This window comes from Synechococcus sp. R55.2, assembly GCF_047462075.1.
In the GTDB taxonomy this organism is placed as follows: domain Bacteria; phylum Cyanobacteriota; class Cyanobacteriia; order Thermostichales; family Thermostichaceae; genus Thermostichus.
The window spans coordinates 1-14,547 of sequence record NZ_JANSIH010000443.1 but is presented as its reverse complement, the minus strand read 5'-3'; the positions used below and the strand labels follow the sequence as shown (position 1 = coordinate 14,547).

The following is a 14,547-nucleotide window of genomic DNA, read 5'->3' as shown; positions in this document are numbered from 1 at the left end:
AGGACCAGCCGCATGAGCGCTTTGAGTTCCCTGAAGAAGTCCTCCCCCGCGGCAACGCGCTCTAAAGGAAGCTACCCTGGCTGCGTCAGGGATCCGCTCCCGGCGAATCTTGAGTAATCAAAAATCAAAAACTAAAGAGTTCAGGGATCCCTCATGGGATCCCTTTTTGTGTTGGGCGCGAGGTGGCTAGGAAGGGATCCCATCTCGCAAGCGGGCGCGAATGGCTTGCCAGATCTGTTCAACCAACTGGGGCGGGCTGGTTTCTGACCGGATGGGCACCCGCACATCGGCTTGGGCGTAGAACGGCTCTCGCTCTTGCATCAGCTTGTACAGGGCAGCTTGGGGGTCGGGGGTTTGCAGCAGGGGGCGTTGGCCGGGATCCCGCTTGAGCCGCTGCCAAATCAGCTCGGGGGTCGCATCCAGCCAAACGGTGAGGCCATGGTGCAAGTAGCTCCAATTTTTGGGGCGCAACACAATGCCGCCGCCTGTGGCGATCACCAACCGGGTGTAGCTGCTCAACTGGGCCAACACCTGCGTCTCCAGATCCCGGAAGTAGGCTTCCCCATGCTCGGCGAAGATCTGAGCGATGGAAGAACCCCCCACCTGCTCCACCAGACCATCGGTGTCGAAAAATTGAAAGCGCAACTGGGCTGCCAGCTCCGATCCCACGGTGGATTTGCCGCTGCCCATCATCCCAATGAGATAAACATTTACGCCGCGCAGGCGCTCAACTTCCTCGGGGTGGATCATGGGAAAGGTACCTAGATATAGCCATGCTCGGCCAGAAACTCCAGAGAAACGCTGCTCTCGGGGGGCAGCAAGCCCAGTAATTTTTCCACATACTTGCCCAAAATATCCGCCTCTATGTTGACGGGATCCCCAACTTGGAGCTGAGAAAGGTTGGTCTCGCGGTAGGTTTGGGGGATCACAGCCACCTTGAACCAGCAGCCCCCTTGGCGCACCTCAGCAATGGTCAAGCTCACCCCATTCACCGCCACGCTGCCCTTGGGTACGATGTAACGCCCGATCTCTTCAGGAACCTTGAAGCTCAGCTCCCAGGCGTTGCCAGTGGCGGCTTGATCCCACAGTTGCCCCACCCCATCGATATGGCCGCTGACAAAATGCCCCCCTAACTTGTCTCCTACCCGCAGCGCCGGTTCCAGGTTGACTGTGCGCGGGCCGAGGGATCCCTGGCCCCAAGTCGAGCGCCGCAGGGTTTCCGGCGAAACATCGGCCAAAAATCCATCGGGCAGAATCTCCACCACCGTCAGGCAAAGGCCGTCCACCGCCACGCTATCTCCATAGGCCAACTGAGGTTGCAACCGGGGACAGGTAACCCGTAGCTGTGAAGAATTGATCAACTGGGCTGTGCCCAAACTTCGAACCAGACCCGTAAACATTGCTTTGGCTCCTTAGGTTTTGCCGGCTGCCTTTTTGGCTTTCTGTTTTTCTCGCTCTTTGGCTCGTTTTTCGGCAGCGATTCGCTCTTGTCGGGCTTTCTCTTTCTCTTCAGCGATCTTTTCTAGATAGTAGTGATAGTTGCCCTGGTAGGCGACCAACTCTCCGTTGCGAATCTCTACAATCTTGTTGGCCACTTTTGAGATAAAGTAGCGGTCGTGAGAAACAAGGATCACCGTGCCATCGTAATGCTGTAAAGCTTCTTCCAGCATCTCTTTGGCCGGGATATCTAAGTGGTTGGTGGGCTCATCCAAAATCAGTAGGTTGGCCGGCTGAAGTAGCATTTTCGCCAACGCCAAGCGGGCTTTTTCTCCCCCGCTCAAAGCCGCTACTTTCTTAAAAACGGCGTCGCCGCTGAACAAAAAGCGACCCAACAGCGTGCGCACTTCTTCGTTTTTCCAGTCGGGCACTTCGTCATGGATGGTGTCCAAGACGGTTTTGCTCAGATCCAAAGCCTCTGCTTGATTTTGCTCGAAGTAGGCAGGGATCACATTGTGTGCTCCCAATTTCACAGATCCCTCGGTAGGTTGCTCTAGGCCGGTGATAAGACGCAGCAGAGTGGATTTTCCTGCCCCATTGGGCCCCAGAAAGGCGACGCGATCCCCACGCTCGATCAACAGCTCCGCACCCAAAAACAAAATCTTATCTCCATAAATGTGCGTCAAATTCTCGATCTTCACCACCTCGCGACCACTGCGGGGAGCAGGGGGAAAGCGAAACTTGAGGGTACGCACGTCGCCAATGGGCGCTTCGACCCGCTCGATCTTTTCCAGTTGTTTTTCGCGGCTTTTGGCCTGAGTGCTGCGGGTGGCACTGGCCCGGAAGCGATCGATGAAGGTTTGTTGCCTTTCAATTTCCTTTTGCTGACGTTCGTAGGCAGCTTGTTGTGCCTCTCGCCGTTCAGCTTTTTGGAGTAGGTATTGAGAATAGTTACCCAAGTATGTCGTAGAAACTCCTCGCTCCGTCTCCACAATTTGGGTGCAAAGCCGATCCAAAAACTCTCGATCATGAGAAACAATCACCATGGGGATCGTCAAGCTCTTGAGGTAGTTTTCCAGCCACTCAATGGTCTCCAAGTCTAGGTGGTTGGTCGGCTCGTCTAGCAACATCAAATCGGGTTTTTGCAGCAGGATTTTCCCCAGGCTGATGCGCATCTGCCAGCCGCCGCTGAAGGCGCTCACCAACCGATCCCCGTCCTCCGGCTCAAACCCCATTTCCGGCAGGATTTTCTCAATACGCGCCTCCAGTTCATAGCCATGTAAACTCTCAAATTGGCGCTGTAGACGATCTAGACGGCGCAAAAGGGTTTCCAACGTGTCCGCGTCCGCCTGCTCCATCTGTTGGGTGATTTGGGCAATTTCTTGGTGAATGCGGTTTTCCTCTTGAAAGACTGTCCAGAACTCTTCTCGCACCGTTCGGGCGGGATCCACTCCAAATTCTTGGGTGAGATAGGCGATGCGCAGGTTGGCGGGGCGGATCACCTCGCCGCTGGTCGGTTCTTCTTGCCCGCAGATAATCTTGAGCTGGGTGGTCTTTCCGGCCCCGTTTACTCCCACTAGGCCGACGCGATCCCCAGGCTTAACTTCCCAGTTCACATCCTTGAGCACCTCACCGGTGGGATAGATTTTGCTAATGTGTTCCAGTCGCAGCATAATGCTCCTTGGGGATCGGGACCAATTGGAGAAGTGTGGCGTTTTCTTTACATTCTTTACTCGATTTTACGTATTCTTGGGATCCCTGTCCATGGATCCTGAGCAATTTCTGCTTGATTTCTCCCTCTCATTGATCTTGCCGGGATCCACGACAGCGTTTAATATTTCTGGTTTGCCTTCAGAAGTGCCTGCTGAACCCTGTTCGATCTTTTTTCATGTCTTCAGGGCTTGTTTGTCGGTACCCTTAGTATGGACTCTTTTGCCAGAAGCCTTGTGAGGCTTCTCTAAGGCTTAAACGACCTCTAATGCCAGCGGGGAAAAGCCAGTTCCTGAGAGAGATTGAAGTAGCCGGTCGTGATGACAATGAGGAAGGTTGATCGGATAAGTTTTCAGTGTATGGGATGCTTACTTCGTCTCTTGTTTCTGAAATCCCCGGCAACCTATTTTTCTCTTTTGGGCATGTCCTAATGAGCTATCAATCCATTGACATTAGCAGTCAGCCCAGACAAGTTATGGTCTCTTGAGTTGACTTCTTATCTAACATAAAACCTTTGTTGATTTTGACAGGAAAGCCAATGGCGACGGGGATCAACTCAGAAGGACACTACGCCTTGGCTTGATCCTCGAGGGAACGGGGGGATCCCTGAAACAGGGCAGGATGACCTGTTCTGCCTCCCTGAACCGACAGAGGATTTTGTCTGTGGGCAGGCGGCTGTTGGGCCAGAAGCCGCTTCACCTCTGCATTAAGCTGACTTTCGTTGAAGGGCTTGGTCAAGTAGGCGGTTGCCCCCGACCATTTGCCGCGGATGCGGGCCAGCAGACCATCGCGAGCGGTAACCATCAGGATGGGAAGGGACTTAAACTCTTCTAAGCTGCGCACAATGCGGCAAAGCTCTAGACCATCGATCCCCGGCATGGCGATATCCATCAACAACAGGTGGGGCCGATGCTGAAACAACAAAGGAAGCACCTCGGCGGGGTTGCCCGTTGTAATCACCTGATAGTTGGGCAAATACTGCCGTAGGATTTCCTGCATCACCACGCTGTCGTCCACCGCCAAGATGGTTATCGGGTTGTGGCGCTTGGTCTGCAGCAGCTCTTGGGGTGTTTGTAGGCTGACCAAACCTTTTTTCGCCCAGGAGGCAAAGAGATTGGCCACCTCCAGCCGATCCCGGCACAGCTTCTTGGCGATTGCTTCCAGCGACTGGCCATCTTTGGTGAGGGTGTGGAGCTTCTGTCGTTGCTCATCGGTGATGCGATAGCGGTTGACCCGCTCCCAATTGACCACCGGCACCGCCAGCATGGTCGGGATCGCCACCTTCAAATCTGCCCAGCGATCGTGGCGCCGGGCGGCTTCTTGCAGCAGCGGCTCCAACTCAAACCCGCCAATGGGGGCCTCTTGGGCGACCTGCTCCTGCACCTCAAAGTAACAGGTGCCTGCCCGTTCGAATAGGTAGCGGTCGAAATCGGTAAGCAGGTTGAGCCACAGGGCATCTTCCAGCTCCCCCGGCTTGAGCAGGCCCAATTGCGTGATAGCCTCCAGCAGCTCAGGTAAGGAATGGTCTTTCATCAAGCGCTCTTGCACCACCGAGATGGCCCGCTGTGGCCATTCCAAGTTGAGGCGAGGAATAAAGCGGGAGAGTCGTTTCAGCAGGATTTGCGTGTTGAGGGGTTGATCGGCAGAAAAAAGCAGCCTGCCGTGGTAGTAGGTCAACACCCAGGGTTCCGCACCCTCAGAGGGATCCAGTCCCTTGAGGTGAATGTGCAGATATCCAGTGGTAAACCGCCAACCTTGCTGCCTGAGCAGTGGCGCAAGTTCCTCCGAGCCGAACACAAAACGGGACATGCAGCGTTCTCCGGGCCAACTTCTTCAGGCCAAATGAGCAGCGATTCACCTCAGCCACACGCTCAAACCGTCGAAAGGAGAGCTTCAGAGAGCTCACTTATTTTAACAACTGGCTGATCTTAGCTTTCCCGGCCATTCCTTTACAGCAAGGGAATACCGCTTTGCCAACCAGGATATACACCCATGCAATCCCATATGCAGTGCCTTGAAGGATTACCATTGCAAGGCTAGGGTCCGGCTATGGCTCTATCTTTCTAAATTGAGAGCCTGCCGTTGGGCTTGTAGCAATTCTTGGATCCCGGCTTGGGCCATCTCCAACATTTGTAGCAGTTGCGGGCGACTGAAGCAGGCGGCTTCGGCAGTGCCCTGGATCTCGATGAAGGATCCCTGCTCGTTCATAACAATGTTCATGTCCACCTCGGCTTGGCTGTCTTCCACATAGCACAGATCCACAAGTACCTCTCCCTGCACAATTCCTACTGAAAGGGCCGCCACCTGCTGCCGCAGCGGGGATCCCTGGGCCGGATCCAGCGCCCCCTGTTTGTACAGCCAAGTGATGGCGTCGTGCAGAGCCACATAGCCCCCTGTGATCGCGGCGGTGCGCGTTCCGCCATCGGCCTGCAGCACATCGGCATCGACGGTGATGGTACGGGATCCCAGCTTGCGAAAATCCAAGGCGGCGCGCAGACTGCGCCCGATGAGCCGTTGAATCTCGGCAGTACGGCCCGATAGTTTCAACATTTCCCGCGGCTGTCGTTGTTGCGTGGCTCCGGGCAACATGCGGTACTCAGCCGTCAGCCAGCCTTGGCCGGTGTTCTGCAGAAAAGGGGGAACTTCTTCGGCTACACTGGCGGTGCAAAGGACATGGGTATGGCCGAACTTGACCAACACCGAGCCAGGGGCATAGCGGGTAAAGTGGCGCTCAAAAGAAACCGGGCGCAATTGAGCAGCGGTGCGATTATCTGGGCGTTGCCAGCTCATGGACAGTTCAAAAAGGGATCCCTCGCATTGTCAACCATGTCTGCCCAGTGCGGCTCAGGACTTGGAATCTCTGCAGAATATGACTTGGGCAACGGTCTGACTGTGCAACGGATGCGGACGGAATTGATCTGGGAAGGCAAGGATGACAAGTAGGGCAACCGCGCCGGGTATGCCACCTCTAGGCAGAAGAAAGCAAAGCACTTGTGAGCAGCAAAACTCCAGGCGGCCCATCTCAACCCTCAGCCGCCCTGCTGATTCCCTTTCCCTGCTTATCTCGGAGAACCTAAAAAAACGCACCAGTGCATGCTGGCGCAGGAGGGTCAACTTTCACCCATCAAACCTAGACAAGGGCAGGGATCCGAGATCCTCCCAAGGCCTCCACCAATGCCCGCACTTGAGCCACCATGGCCACTTCATCCTGGAGCCGGCTGACAGCTTTGCCCACCCCTACACCTGAAGCGCCGGCAGCAATGGCCAAGCGCACTGTTACCGTCGAGAGGCCGGAAGCGCAGATAACCGGTACCGAGACGACACGGCTAATTTCATAGGCGGCGGCCAGGGTGGGGGCAGCCTTCTCGATCAGGCCCAGGGATCCCCCGTGAACCGGCTCGGCACTGGTGCTGCCCTCGGTTTGGATGAGATCGGCTCCCAGATCCTCCAGTTTCTCGGCCAATTCTGCCTGTTGATTCAGAGGCAGAGTGTGGGGAACGGTTACCGACAAGAGCGTGCGGGGCAGAAGAGAGCGGGTTCGGCGGGTAAGGTCTAGGACTTCCGCTGCGGAGAAGATGCGGCCTGAAGGGTAGAAGCTGTCGTAATTGCCGATCTCGGCCATGTCTGCTCCTGCCTGTACGGCTGCGGCCAACTGCTGCGGCTCCACCGCCGACACACAGATGGGCAGATCGATCTGGGCGCGTACCCGCTGCACCAATTCGGGGCTGGCAGCGATATCCACCCAAGTGGCCCCTCCCTGTTGGGCGGCGCGGGTGATGCTCAGAACCGACTGCAGGTCGAAGTTTTGTAGACCGCTGATGATCTTGAGGGCCCGACGTTGGGCCAGAGCGTCGAAAAGAGCAGCGTGAGAGGCAGTGGTCATAGGCTCGTCAGCTTGTGGAAAGGCAGTCTAAGAGGAGTGAAAACAAATGGCTGCTAAAACTGGGCTTGGGGAAGCCTTTGCTCAGTCTAGAGGGTTTGCCTCAATCCCACAAGGGATCCCTCTTTGTTCATGCTGAGCATCCCAGTCTTTTGAACCTGCCGCAATTCAATACAATAGGGATCCCTTCTTGCAAATGACCATGTACCGCTCCCCTTTCCCCTTCCTAGGCCTGCCTGAGCCGGATCCGGAGATGGCCCAAGCGATTCTCCTGCCCGTCCCCTACGAGGCCACCACCTCCTACGGCAAAGGCACCGCCAAAGGTCCTCAGGCGCTGTTGCAGGCTTCTGCCTATGTGGAGATCTATGACGAGATACGGGATCGCCAGCCGGCTCTCCACCCCGACTTCTCGGAAGAGATCTCCCGCTACTGGACGGCCCCCCCGGTGGAGTTGGAAGGTCTGGGATCTTCCGCCCAGGAGCTGGCTATGGCCGAAATCCAGCGTCGCGCTGCCGAGTGGGTGAGACCGGGGCGGTTCCTGCTTTCCATTGGTGGGGAGCACTCCATCAGCGGGCCCCTGATTGCTGCCCACCTGGCCCATTATCCGGAGCTGCACGTCCTGCAAATCGATGCCCACTGCGACCTGAGAGATAGCTACGAGGGATCCCGCTATTCCCATGCTTCTGCCATGGCCCGCGTGGTGGAGCAAGTGGGCAGCCGCCTCACCCAAGTGGGGATCCGCTCCATCTGCGCCGAAGACCGCCAGACCATTCGCGAGCGCCGTCTGCACACCTTTTTTGCCCACAGCTTGCACACCAAGCCAGCCCAGGAGTGGATCCCAGAGGTGATCGCCACCTTGGGCCCCCAGGTTTACCTGACGGTGGATGTGGATGGGCTGGATCCCGCTGTGGTGCCGGCCACCGGTACCCCCGAACCTGGCGGCTTGGGCTGGTGGGAGACGGTGGAGCTGATTCGGGCACTAGGACAGCAACGGCAAATCATCGGCGCCGATGTGGTCGAGCTGTCGGTCACGGGAGAACGGGAAACCGATCGCCGCAGTGCCTTCACCGTCGCCAAACTGGCCTACCAGATCTTGGCTGCGGCCTTGGGTTAAGCTCGAGAAGAGCTTGGCCGAGGATCCTCTGGTTTGGCTGCTTGCTCTGGAGTGGGAGCCAGTTTACAGACTAGGGTCAGGGTTTGCTGCATGGTAGCAGTTTATCTGTTTTGGATTGGAGGGCGGTGCTTCTCCCCACAGATAGATCTGGGGGCTTCCGCGCCGGGTTTTCTTGGTGAAATCGGTCCATCCCCGTCGTCCTGCTTTGGAACTTCCCACTGGGTTCTGGATCCCGTTGGTGGGCGGGGCACTGGTGCTGCTCCTCTTGGCCACCTGGCTGCAGTGCTTGGTGGTGGTGCCTGCCGGCACACGGGCTGTGGTGTTCAACTCTCTGACGGGGCTGAAGCCGCAACCGCTGGGAGAACGTATGCCTTGAAGCGGTAGCAGACAGTCCGCCGGCTCTGGGTTCTGCGAAAATCTATCCCAAAGCATTGCTGCCAATCGGAACGAGAATGGGGATAGCGATCCCCGGCCCGCTGACCTGACGATGCCCCTTGACGAGCAGCTCATCCACAGCCGCATTCAGGCCATCCGATCCCAGATCCCAGGCCATGTGGAGATCATGGCGGTGAGCAAAGGCTACACTGCCGACCACATCCGCGCCGCCTATCGGGCCGGGATCCGCCACTTTGGGGAGAGTCGAGTGCAAGAAGCCGCCGTCAAACAAGGGCAACTGCAAGATCTGACCGATATCGTCTGGCACTTGATCGGGCATCTGCAGACCAACAAAGTCAAACCGGCCCTCAAGCAATTTGCCTGGATTGACAGCGTCGATAGCTTGCGCCTGGCCAAGCTGATCAACCAAAAAGCCTGGGAGCTGCACCTCACCCCCAAGCTTTGCCTGCAGGTTAAATTGGCTCCGGATCCCAATAAGTTCGGCTGGCTCATCCCCGATCTGTTGCAGAGCCTCCCCGAACTGAACCAACTGCTGCAGGTGCAAATTGTGGGCCTGATGACCATTTTGCCTTTGGGCTTGAGCTCAGAGGCGGCCCTAGAGCTGTTTCGCAAGCTGGCCGAACTGGCCGATTACATCCAGCGCAGTGGCTATGAACATCTGCAGGTGCACACCCTCTCCATGGGTATGTCCGACGATTACCCCCTGGCGGTGGCAGCAGGCTCTAACTTGATCCGACTGGGGCGTGCTTTGTTTGCCGACGCCGAGCAGGAATAGATGTGACCTCTGTGAAGCCGTTAAATTTTTGTGTAAATATTTTGTGTAAAGCCGTGCAACTCCCCAGTCGCCCTGCGGGGCACCTTTGGGGCGAGAGTTCGGCTTGGATAATCAAAAGTGGGGGGATCCCGTCCAGGATTTGCCCTATTGGGGAAATTTTGGGGAAATTTGTAATCATTTGCGTTACTTCCGTTAACGTGGGCTCAATCCAGACGGGGAGCAGAGTTCAATCCTGCCAAACAACGGCTTGGCAAGTGAGATGACATCTTCACTTCTTCTGGGTAAACTCTAGTCGTCGAATCAATGGGGTTTTGTTAACCTACGTTAGCCCCCACCTGCTTCGGCAGCTTCCTGAGCAAACCCTGTCTCAGCCTATTGAAAGACTTTGACCGAGAATAAAAGGACGCCCCCTAGCTTGAGTGAGCCACTCAGGATCCAATCAAGAGCCTGAATCCTACGCTCGCCGTAAACCCATGACCTGTAGTGAGGATGTGCATATGAATGTCAATGGAATCTGGAGCAGGGTAAGAGATTTTGTGGGTCTGAATGATCCCGTGGACGGCCTGGAGGAGTACTCTGAAATGGAAGGGCAGGATGATTACCAACTGCTCTACGAGGGACGCCGTTCCCAACCGGCTGCTCCCCCCGAAGAGGAGGAAGTGAGTACCCTTCCGCGAGGGCGGCGGCAACGGGGAGTGGAAGCGGGGGAGGGCTCTGCCGGTCGAGAAGAGTCGCGGGGCCATCGGCGCAGTCAGCATCGGGATCGCTCAGCAGGGGGCAGTATGGGGAGCAACGTGATTGGATTACCGGGCGTAAACCCACCCACCAGTGAAGTGGTGGTGATGGAGCCGCGCAGCTTCGATGAGATGGCTCAGGTTATCCAGTACCTACGGGAGCGCAAGACGGTGATCATGAACTTGACCCTAATGGATCCCGCTGAGGCGCAGCGCTCTGTGGATTTCGTTGCCGGCGGCACCTACGCCATCGATGGCCACCAAGAGCGCATCGGAGAGAACATTTTTTTGTTCACCCCCAGCACGGTGATGGTTTCCACCCCCAGTAGCCAAGTGGTGCAGCCGCTGCAGCGCCCTTTGCAAAGCCCTACCCCCCTCTGGCCCAGCACCTATGAGCATCTGCAGGCAGTAGGTCAGCACTAGTTGCTATGGAGCGGCCACTGCTGAGTGTTATCGGGGGTGGAGCCATGGGATCCGCCCTGCTGCGGCGTTGGGTAGCTGTGGGAGTTTATCCCGCAGCGCAGGTGGCCTTGCGGGAGCCTGATCTGGATAAGGCTGTGGCCCTGCAGCAGGAGCTGGGTATCCGATTGTTGGCGGATCCATCCCAGGCGGGAGAGTCTGAGATTCTGTTTCTGGCCGTTAAACCGCAGCTCTTCCCGACAGTGGTGGCTGAGATGGGCCGGCTGTCCGCCACAGAGCTGGTGATCTCGATTATGGCCGGGATCCCCTTGCAGCAGTTGCAGCAGGCTTTTCCCAAACAAAAGGTGGTGCGCACGATGCCCAACACGCCGGCGCTGGTGGGGGCGGGCATAACGGCCATCAGCTACGGGCCAGGGGTGACGCCTATGCAGGTGGAGCAGGTGGAGAAGCTGTTTCGCGCGGTGGGCGAGGTGGTGACGGTGGCCGAAAGCCAGATGGATGCGGTGACGGCACTTTCGGGTTCCGGGCCGGGGTATCTGGCGGTGATTCTGGAAGGGCTGATCGACGGAGGGGTACAGGTGGGGCTGCCGCGTCCCATTGCTACCCAGTTGGCCCTGCAGACCTTGGCGGGTACTGCTGCCCTCTTGCAGCAAGAAAATCTGCACCCTGCCGTTCTCAAAGACCGGGTCACCAGTCCAGGGGGGACGACCATTGCCGGGATCCAAGCCTTGGAGCAGGCGGGGGTGCGGGGAGCCCTGATGCAGGCAGTGCGAGCGGCCTACGAGCGCTCTTGCCAGTTACAGGGATCCTAGCGGGCCAGCAGCCCTTGCCACAGGGGGCGGGTGATCCAATTCCATCCCACCTTGAGCTGGTGTTCCAGTGTGGGCAGGCGCACCAAATAGGCAGTTCGCCGGGCCAAATAGCCCAGGGGGCCGGTCAGTGTGAGGCCGCCAAGGGCAGAAAGCACCGCCGTATCCACCCCCAGGCTGAGCATTTCCCCCAGAGAAAAGTAGCGAAAGGGCAAGAGAGGCCGCTCCTGGGTGAGCAAAGCCCACAGGTTCCAGGCGCAATAACCGGCCTGTTGAAAAGCCGCTTGGGCTGTGGCCGGCACCGGCTTGCCCTCCGCATCCACCACCGCTGCTGCATCTCCCAAGGCAAAGATCTCTGGGAAGGTGGGGGTTTGTAGGGTGGACAAAACCTGTAGCCGTCCCCGCTCCGTTTTGGGCAGATCCAAATTGGCAATCACCGCTGCCGGTCGGGTTCCGACAGTCCACAGCACAGCATCCACAAGATCTGTGGCGATCTCCTGGCTCTCCAGTCGCTGGAGCTGCAGACGGAAGGGAGGGGCGCCGTTCTCGCCAAGGGCCTCGATGCCCAAGACCTTGGTTTGCAACTCCACCTGCACCCGCCGTTGGGCCAGCGCCTCTTGGGCCGCCTCCCGGCTGGAGAGAGCAAAGCCGGACAAGATTTGGGATCCCAACTCGATGAGGCGGATCCGTCCCCGCCAGCCCAGCCGATCCGCCAATTTGCAGGCCAATTCCACGCCACTAGCCCCTGCTCCTGCAATGGCCAGAGCCACAGGCTGAGCCGGATCCCGGTCTTCCAACGCCTTCAGGTGGGCGCGCAGCCGCTGAGCATCTGCCAGGGTGCGAAAGGGAAAAGCAAACTCCGCCGCTCCCGGAACGCTCTCCAGAGGGGTTTCTCCCCCCAGCGCCAGCACCAGCGCGTCGTACTCCAAGCTTTGCCCATCTTCCAGCTCCACGCGGCGGGCTTGAGGGTCAATGGCCCGGACGGATCCCCGGCGAAACTGCACCGATCCCGGGGGCAGCAGATCTTGAAAACGGGGGGCCACCTCCCAGTCTTCCATTTCTCCGGTGAGCAGCTCATAAAGCAGGGGGGCAAAGACGAACCGCTCCTGCCGATCGACCAAGGTGATCTGGGGTGGTTCTGGCCAGGGTTGCCGGCTCAGTTCCAAAGCTGTGTACAACCCGCCAAAGCCGCCCCCAAGAATGCAAATGCGATTCATGCTCGGATGGTTCACGTGACGTTATCAGACGTTATCAAAGTTGCGCGAAAGGCCCCGACTTAACAATCACACCCTGCTGATGCAGAAGGGGCAACGAGGGATGGCCCACCTTGGGCTTGAATTGATTTAAACTTTCCCGGCTAGACTTCTCCAGCGTAGTCTTTGTTGCCCCAGCTTTGCCAAGCCGGCACTTCTGACAGGGAAGCCCGTCGCTCGTCCAGCCAAGTTTGGAGAATTACCGCCGCCGACTGCTGATCGATTAAGCCCTTCTGGGCTTTGGCCGGGATCCCCGCCTCGCGCAGATCCCACTCCGCCTGCGCGGTGCTCAGGTATTCATTGACGGTAACAATGGGAAGATCCACGGCCACCTGCAAAGCGCGCACGAACCGCTGGACTTTGCGGGCCTGGGATCCCACCGACCCATCCGCCAGAAGGGGGATCCCCACCACCACCACGGTGGCCTGGCGGCGGCGGATCCACTCCTGCACTTGGGCAATATCCTCTGAGAGGGAACGGCGCTGGATCACCCCTAGGCCAGTAGCCAGCAGCCCCAGCCGGTCGGAGCCGGCCACGCCAATGCGGCGGTTGCCTACATCCAGCCCCAGCGCTGAAAGGGGATCCCTTGTGGCAGAATAGTTCAGGCTTATCGACATCCTTGCTGATCTTTAATGGCTGCCTGGCCCCCTTTGGGGCTTGCAGTTTCCGTTCCCCTATCCTCTCTCGATGACCCTGTTTGGAGCAACACTCGATGACCAGCGCTACCCTGTCTCTCCCGAAGCATGAAGTGAAAGATCTGAACCTCGCCCCCCTGGGCAAGCAACGGATCCAGTGGGCGGCGCGGGAGATGCCGGTGCTGGCCCAGATCCGGGAGCGCTTTGCTCAAGAAAAGCCCTTTGCCGGGCTGCGCTTGGTGGCCTGCTGCCACATTACGACCGAAACGGCCAACCTGGCCCTGGCTCTACAAGCAGGGGGGGCGGATAGCGTTCTCATTGCCAGCAATCCCCTTTCCACCCAAGACGATGTGGCCGCCAGCCTGGTGGCGGACCATGGCATTTCGGTGTTTGCCCTCAAAGGAGAAGATGTGGCCACCTACCGCCGCCATGTCCAGATTGCCCTAGATCACCGCCCCAACCTGATTATCGACGATGGCGGAGATGTGACGGCGGAGCTGGTGCAGCACCGTCAGGAGCAACTGTCGGAGCTCATCGGCACCACGGAAGAGACCACCACTGGCCTGGTGCGCCTTAGGGCCATGCTCAAGGCGGGGGTGCTCAGCTTCCCGGTGATGACCGTCAACGACGCCGAGACCAAACACCTGTTCGACAACCGCTACGGCACCGGCCAATCCACCCTGGACGGGATCCTGCGCTGTACCAACATCCTTCTGGCCGGGAAGACGGTGGTGGTGGCTGGCTACGGCTGGTGCGCCAAGGGAGTGGCCATGCGGGCCCGCGGCATGGGATCCCAGGTGATTGTCACGGAAGTCAACCCGGTGCGGGCTCTGGAGGCGGTGATGGACGGCTTCCGGGTGATGCCGATGGAAGAAGCCGCTGCTCTGGGGGACATCTTCATCACCGTCACCGGCAACAAGCACGTGATTCGCGGCGAGCACTTCGACCGCATGAAGGATGGGGCGATGGTCTGCAACGCCGGCCACTTTGACATTGAAATCGACCTGGTGGCGCTGCAGGAGCGGGCCGTCTCCCGACAGACGGTGCGCCCCTTTGTGGAAGAATACCGTCTGCAGTCGGGCAAGTCAGTGGTGGTGCTGGGGGAAGGCCGCCTGATTAACTTGGCTGCTGCCGAAGGGCACCCCGCCAGCGTCATGGACATGAGCTTTGCCAACCAGGCCCTGGCCTGCGAATACCTGGTGAAAAACCGGGGCCGCTTGGCCCCAGGGCTTCACCCCATTCCTCTCGAGGTGGACGAGGCCATCGCCCGCCTCAAGCTCAAGGCCATGGGGATCCAAATCGACAGCCTCACCCCCGAGCAGATCGAGTACGGCAACACCTGGACTGCCGGGACTTGAGGGTGGGTGCTGGCGCTACGAACCTG

The 14,547-nt window shown here is 58.3% G+C and carries 14 protein-coding genes; 6 read left to right on the top strand and 8 right to left on the bottom strand.

The window, feature by feature from the left end:
- Positions 1-186: 186 nt before the first annotated feature.
- The 6 genes from NW838_RS15065 to NW838_RS15040 all read right to left on the bottom strand — a co-directional run bounded on the left by NW838_RS15065 (position 187) and on the right by NW838_RS15040 (position 7,030).
- Complete coding sequence (locus tag NW838_RS15065; RefSeq protein WP_414374890.1) at positions 187-750, bottom strand: shikimate kinase; 564 nt, start codon at positions 748-750, stop codon at positions 187-189.
- A gap of 11 nt (positions 751-761) precedes the next feature.
- A complete protein-coding gene (locus tag NW838_RS15060; protein ID WP_414332173.1) occupies positions 762-1,400 on the bottom strand; it encodes a riboflavin synthase in 639 nt (212 codons plus the stop codon).
- 12 nt (positions 1,401-1,412) lie between these two features.
- Positions 1,413-3,110 (bottom strand): ATP-binding cassette domain-containing protein, encoded by a 1,698-nt coding sequence (locus NW838_RS15055; RefSeq protein ID WP_414332172.1) that lies wholly within the window; start codon positions 3,108-3,110, stop codon positions 1,413-1,415.
- A 604-nt stretch (positions 3,111-3,714) separates the two neighbouring features.
- Complete coding sequence (locus NW838_RS15050) at positions 3,715-4,956, bottom strand: response regulator (RefSeq protein WP_414358223.1); 1,242 nt, start codon at positions 4,954-4,956, stop codon at positions 3,715-3,717.
- 246 nt (positions 4,957-5,202) lie between these two features.
- Positions 5,203-5,937, bottom strand: coding sequence for a ribonuclease PH (gene rph, locus NW838_RS15045; protein ID WP_414358226.1), 735 nt, complete (start codon positions 5,935-5,937; stop codon positions 5,203-5,205).
- Between the two features lie 340 nt (positions 5,938-6,277).
- Positions 6,278-7,030, bottom strand: a complete 753-nt coding sequence (locus NW838_RS15040) for a DUF561 domain-containing protein (protein ID WP_011433343.1) — start codon at positions 7,028-7,030, stop codon at positions 6,278-6,280.
- Between the two features lie 193 nt (positions 7,031-7,223).
- On the opposite strand from NW838_RS15040, the gene speB reads away from it, so the two are divergent.
- The 5 genes from speB (at position 7,224) to proC (ending at position 11,278) form a co-directional block, all read left to right on the top strand.
- Entirely contained in the window at positions 7,224-8,141 is a 918-nt protein-coding gene (gene speB, locus NW838_RS15035; protein ID WP_414428317.1) for an agmatinase, read from the top strand.
- A gap of 175 nt (positions 8,142-8,316) precedes the next feature.
- Entirely contained in the window at positions 8,317-8,517 is a 201-nt protein-coding gene (locus NW838_RS15030) for a hypothetical protein (protein WP_414357741.1), read from the top strand.
- 111 nt (positions 8,518-8,628) lie between these two features.
- A complete protein-coding gene (locus NW838_RS15025; RefSeq protein ID WP_414357742.1) occupies positions 8,629-9,312 on the top strand; it encodes a YggS family pyridoxal phosphate-dependent enzyme in 684 nt (227 codons plus the stop codon).
- A gap of 581 nt (positions 9,313-9,893) precedes the next feature.
- Positions 9,894-10,469 carry a cell division protein SepF gene (locus tag NW838_RS15020; RefSeq protein WP_011433347.1) on the top strand — a complete coding sequence of 192 codons (576 nt, stop codon included), beginning with the start codon at positions 9,894-9,896 and terminating at the stop codon, positions 10,467-10,469.
- Positions 10,470-10,474: 5 nt separating this feature from the next.
- Positions 10,475-11,278, top strand: coding sequence for a pyrroline-5-carboxylate reductase (gene proC, locus NW838_RS15015; protein WP_011433348.1), 804 nt, complete (start codon positions 10,475-10,477; stop codon positions 11,276-11,278).
- On the opposite strand, the gene NW838_RS15010 is transcribed toward proC, so the two are convergent.
- Both NW838_RS15010 and ruvX read right to left on the bottom strand, forming a co-directional pair.
- Entirely contained in the window at positions 11,275-12,492 is a 1,218-nt protein-coding gene (locus tag NW838_RS15010) for an NAD(P)/FAD-dependent oxidoreductase (protein ID WP_414357743.1), read from the bottom strand. The genes proC and NW838_RS15010 overlap by 4 nt on opposite strands.
- 140 nt (positions 12,493-12,632) lie before the next feature.
- The gene (gene ruvX / locus NW838_RS15005; RefSeq protein ID WP_011433350.1) at positions 12,633-13,145 is read right to left on the bottom strand and encodes a Holliday junction resolvase RuvX; all 513 of its coding nucleotides are present in this window, start codon (positions 13,143-13,145) and stop codon (positions 12,633-12,635) included.
- Positions 13,146-13,240: 95 nt separating this feature from the next.
- Here ruvX and ahcY point away from each other — a divergent pair, with 95 nt between their 5' ends.
- Positions 13,241-14,521, top strand: a complete 1,281-nt coding sequence (ahcY, locus tag NW838_RS15000; protein ID WP_011433351.1) for an adenosylhomocysteinase — start codon at positions 13,241-13,243, stop codon at positions 14,519-14,521.
- Positions 14,522-14,547: the final 26 nt, after the last annotated feature.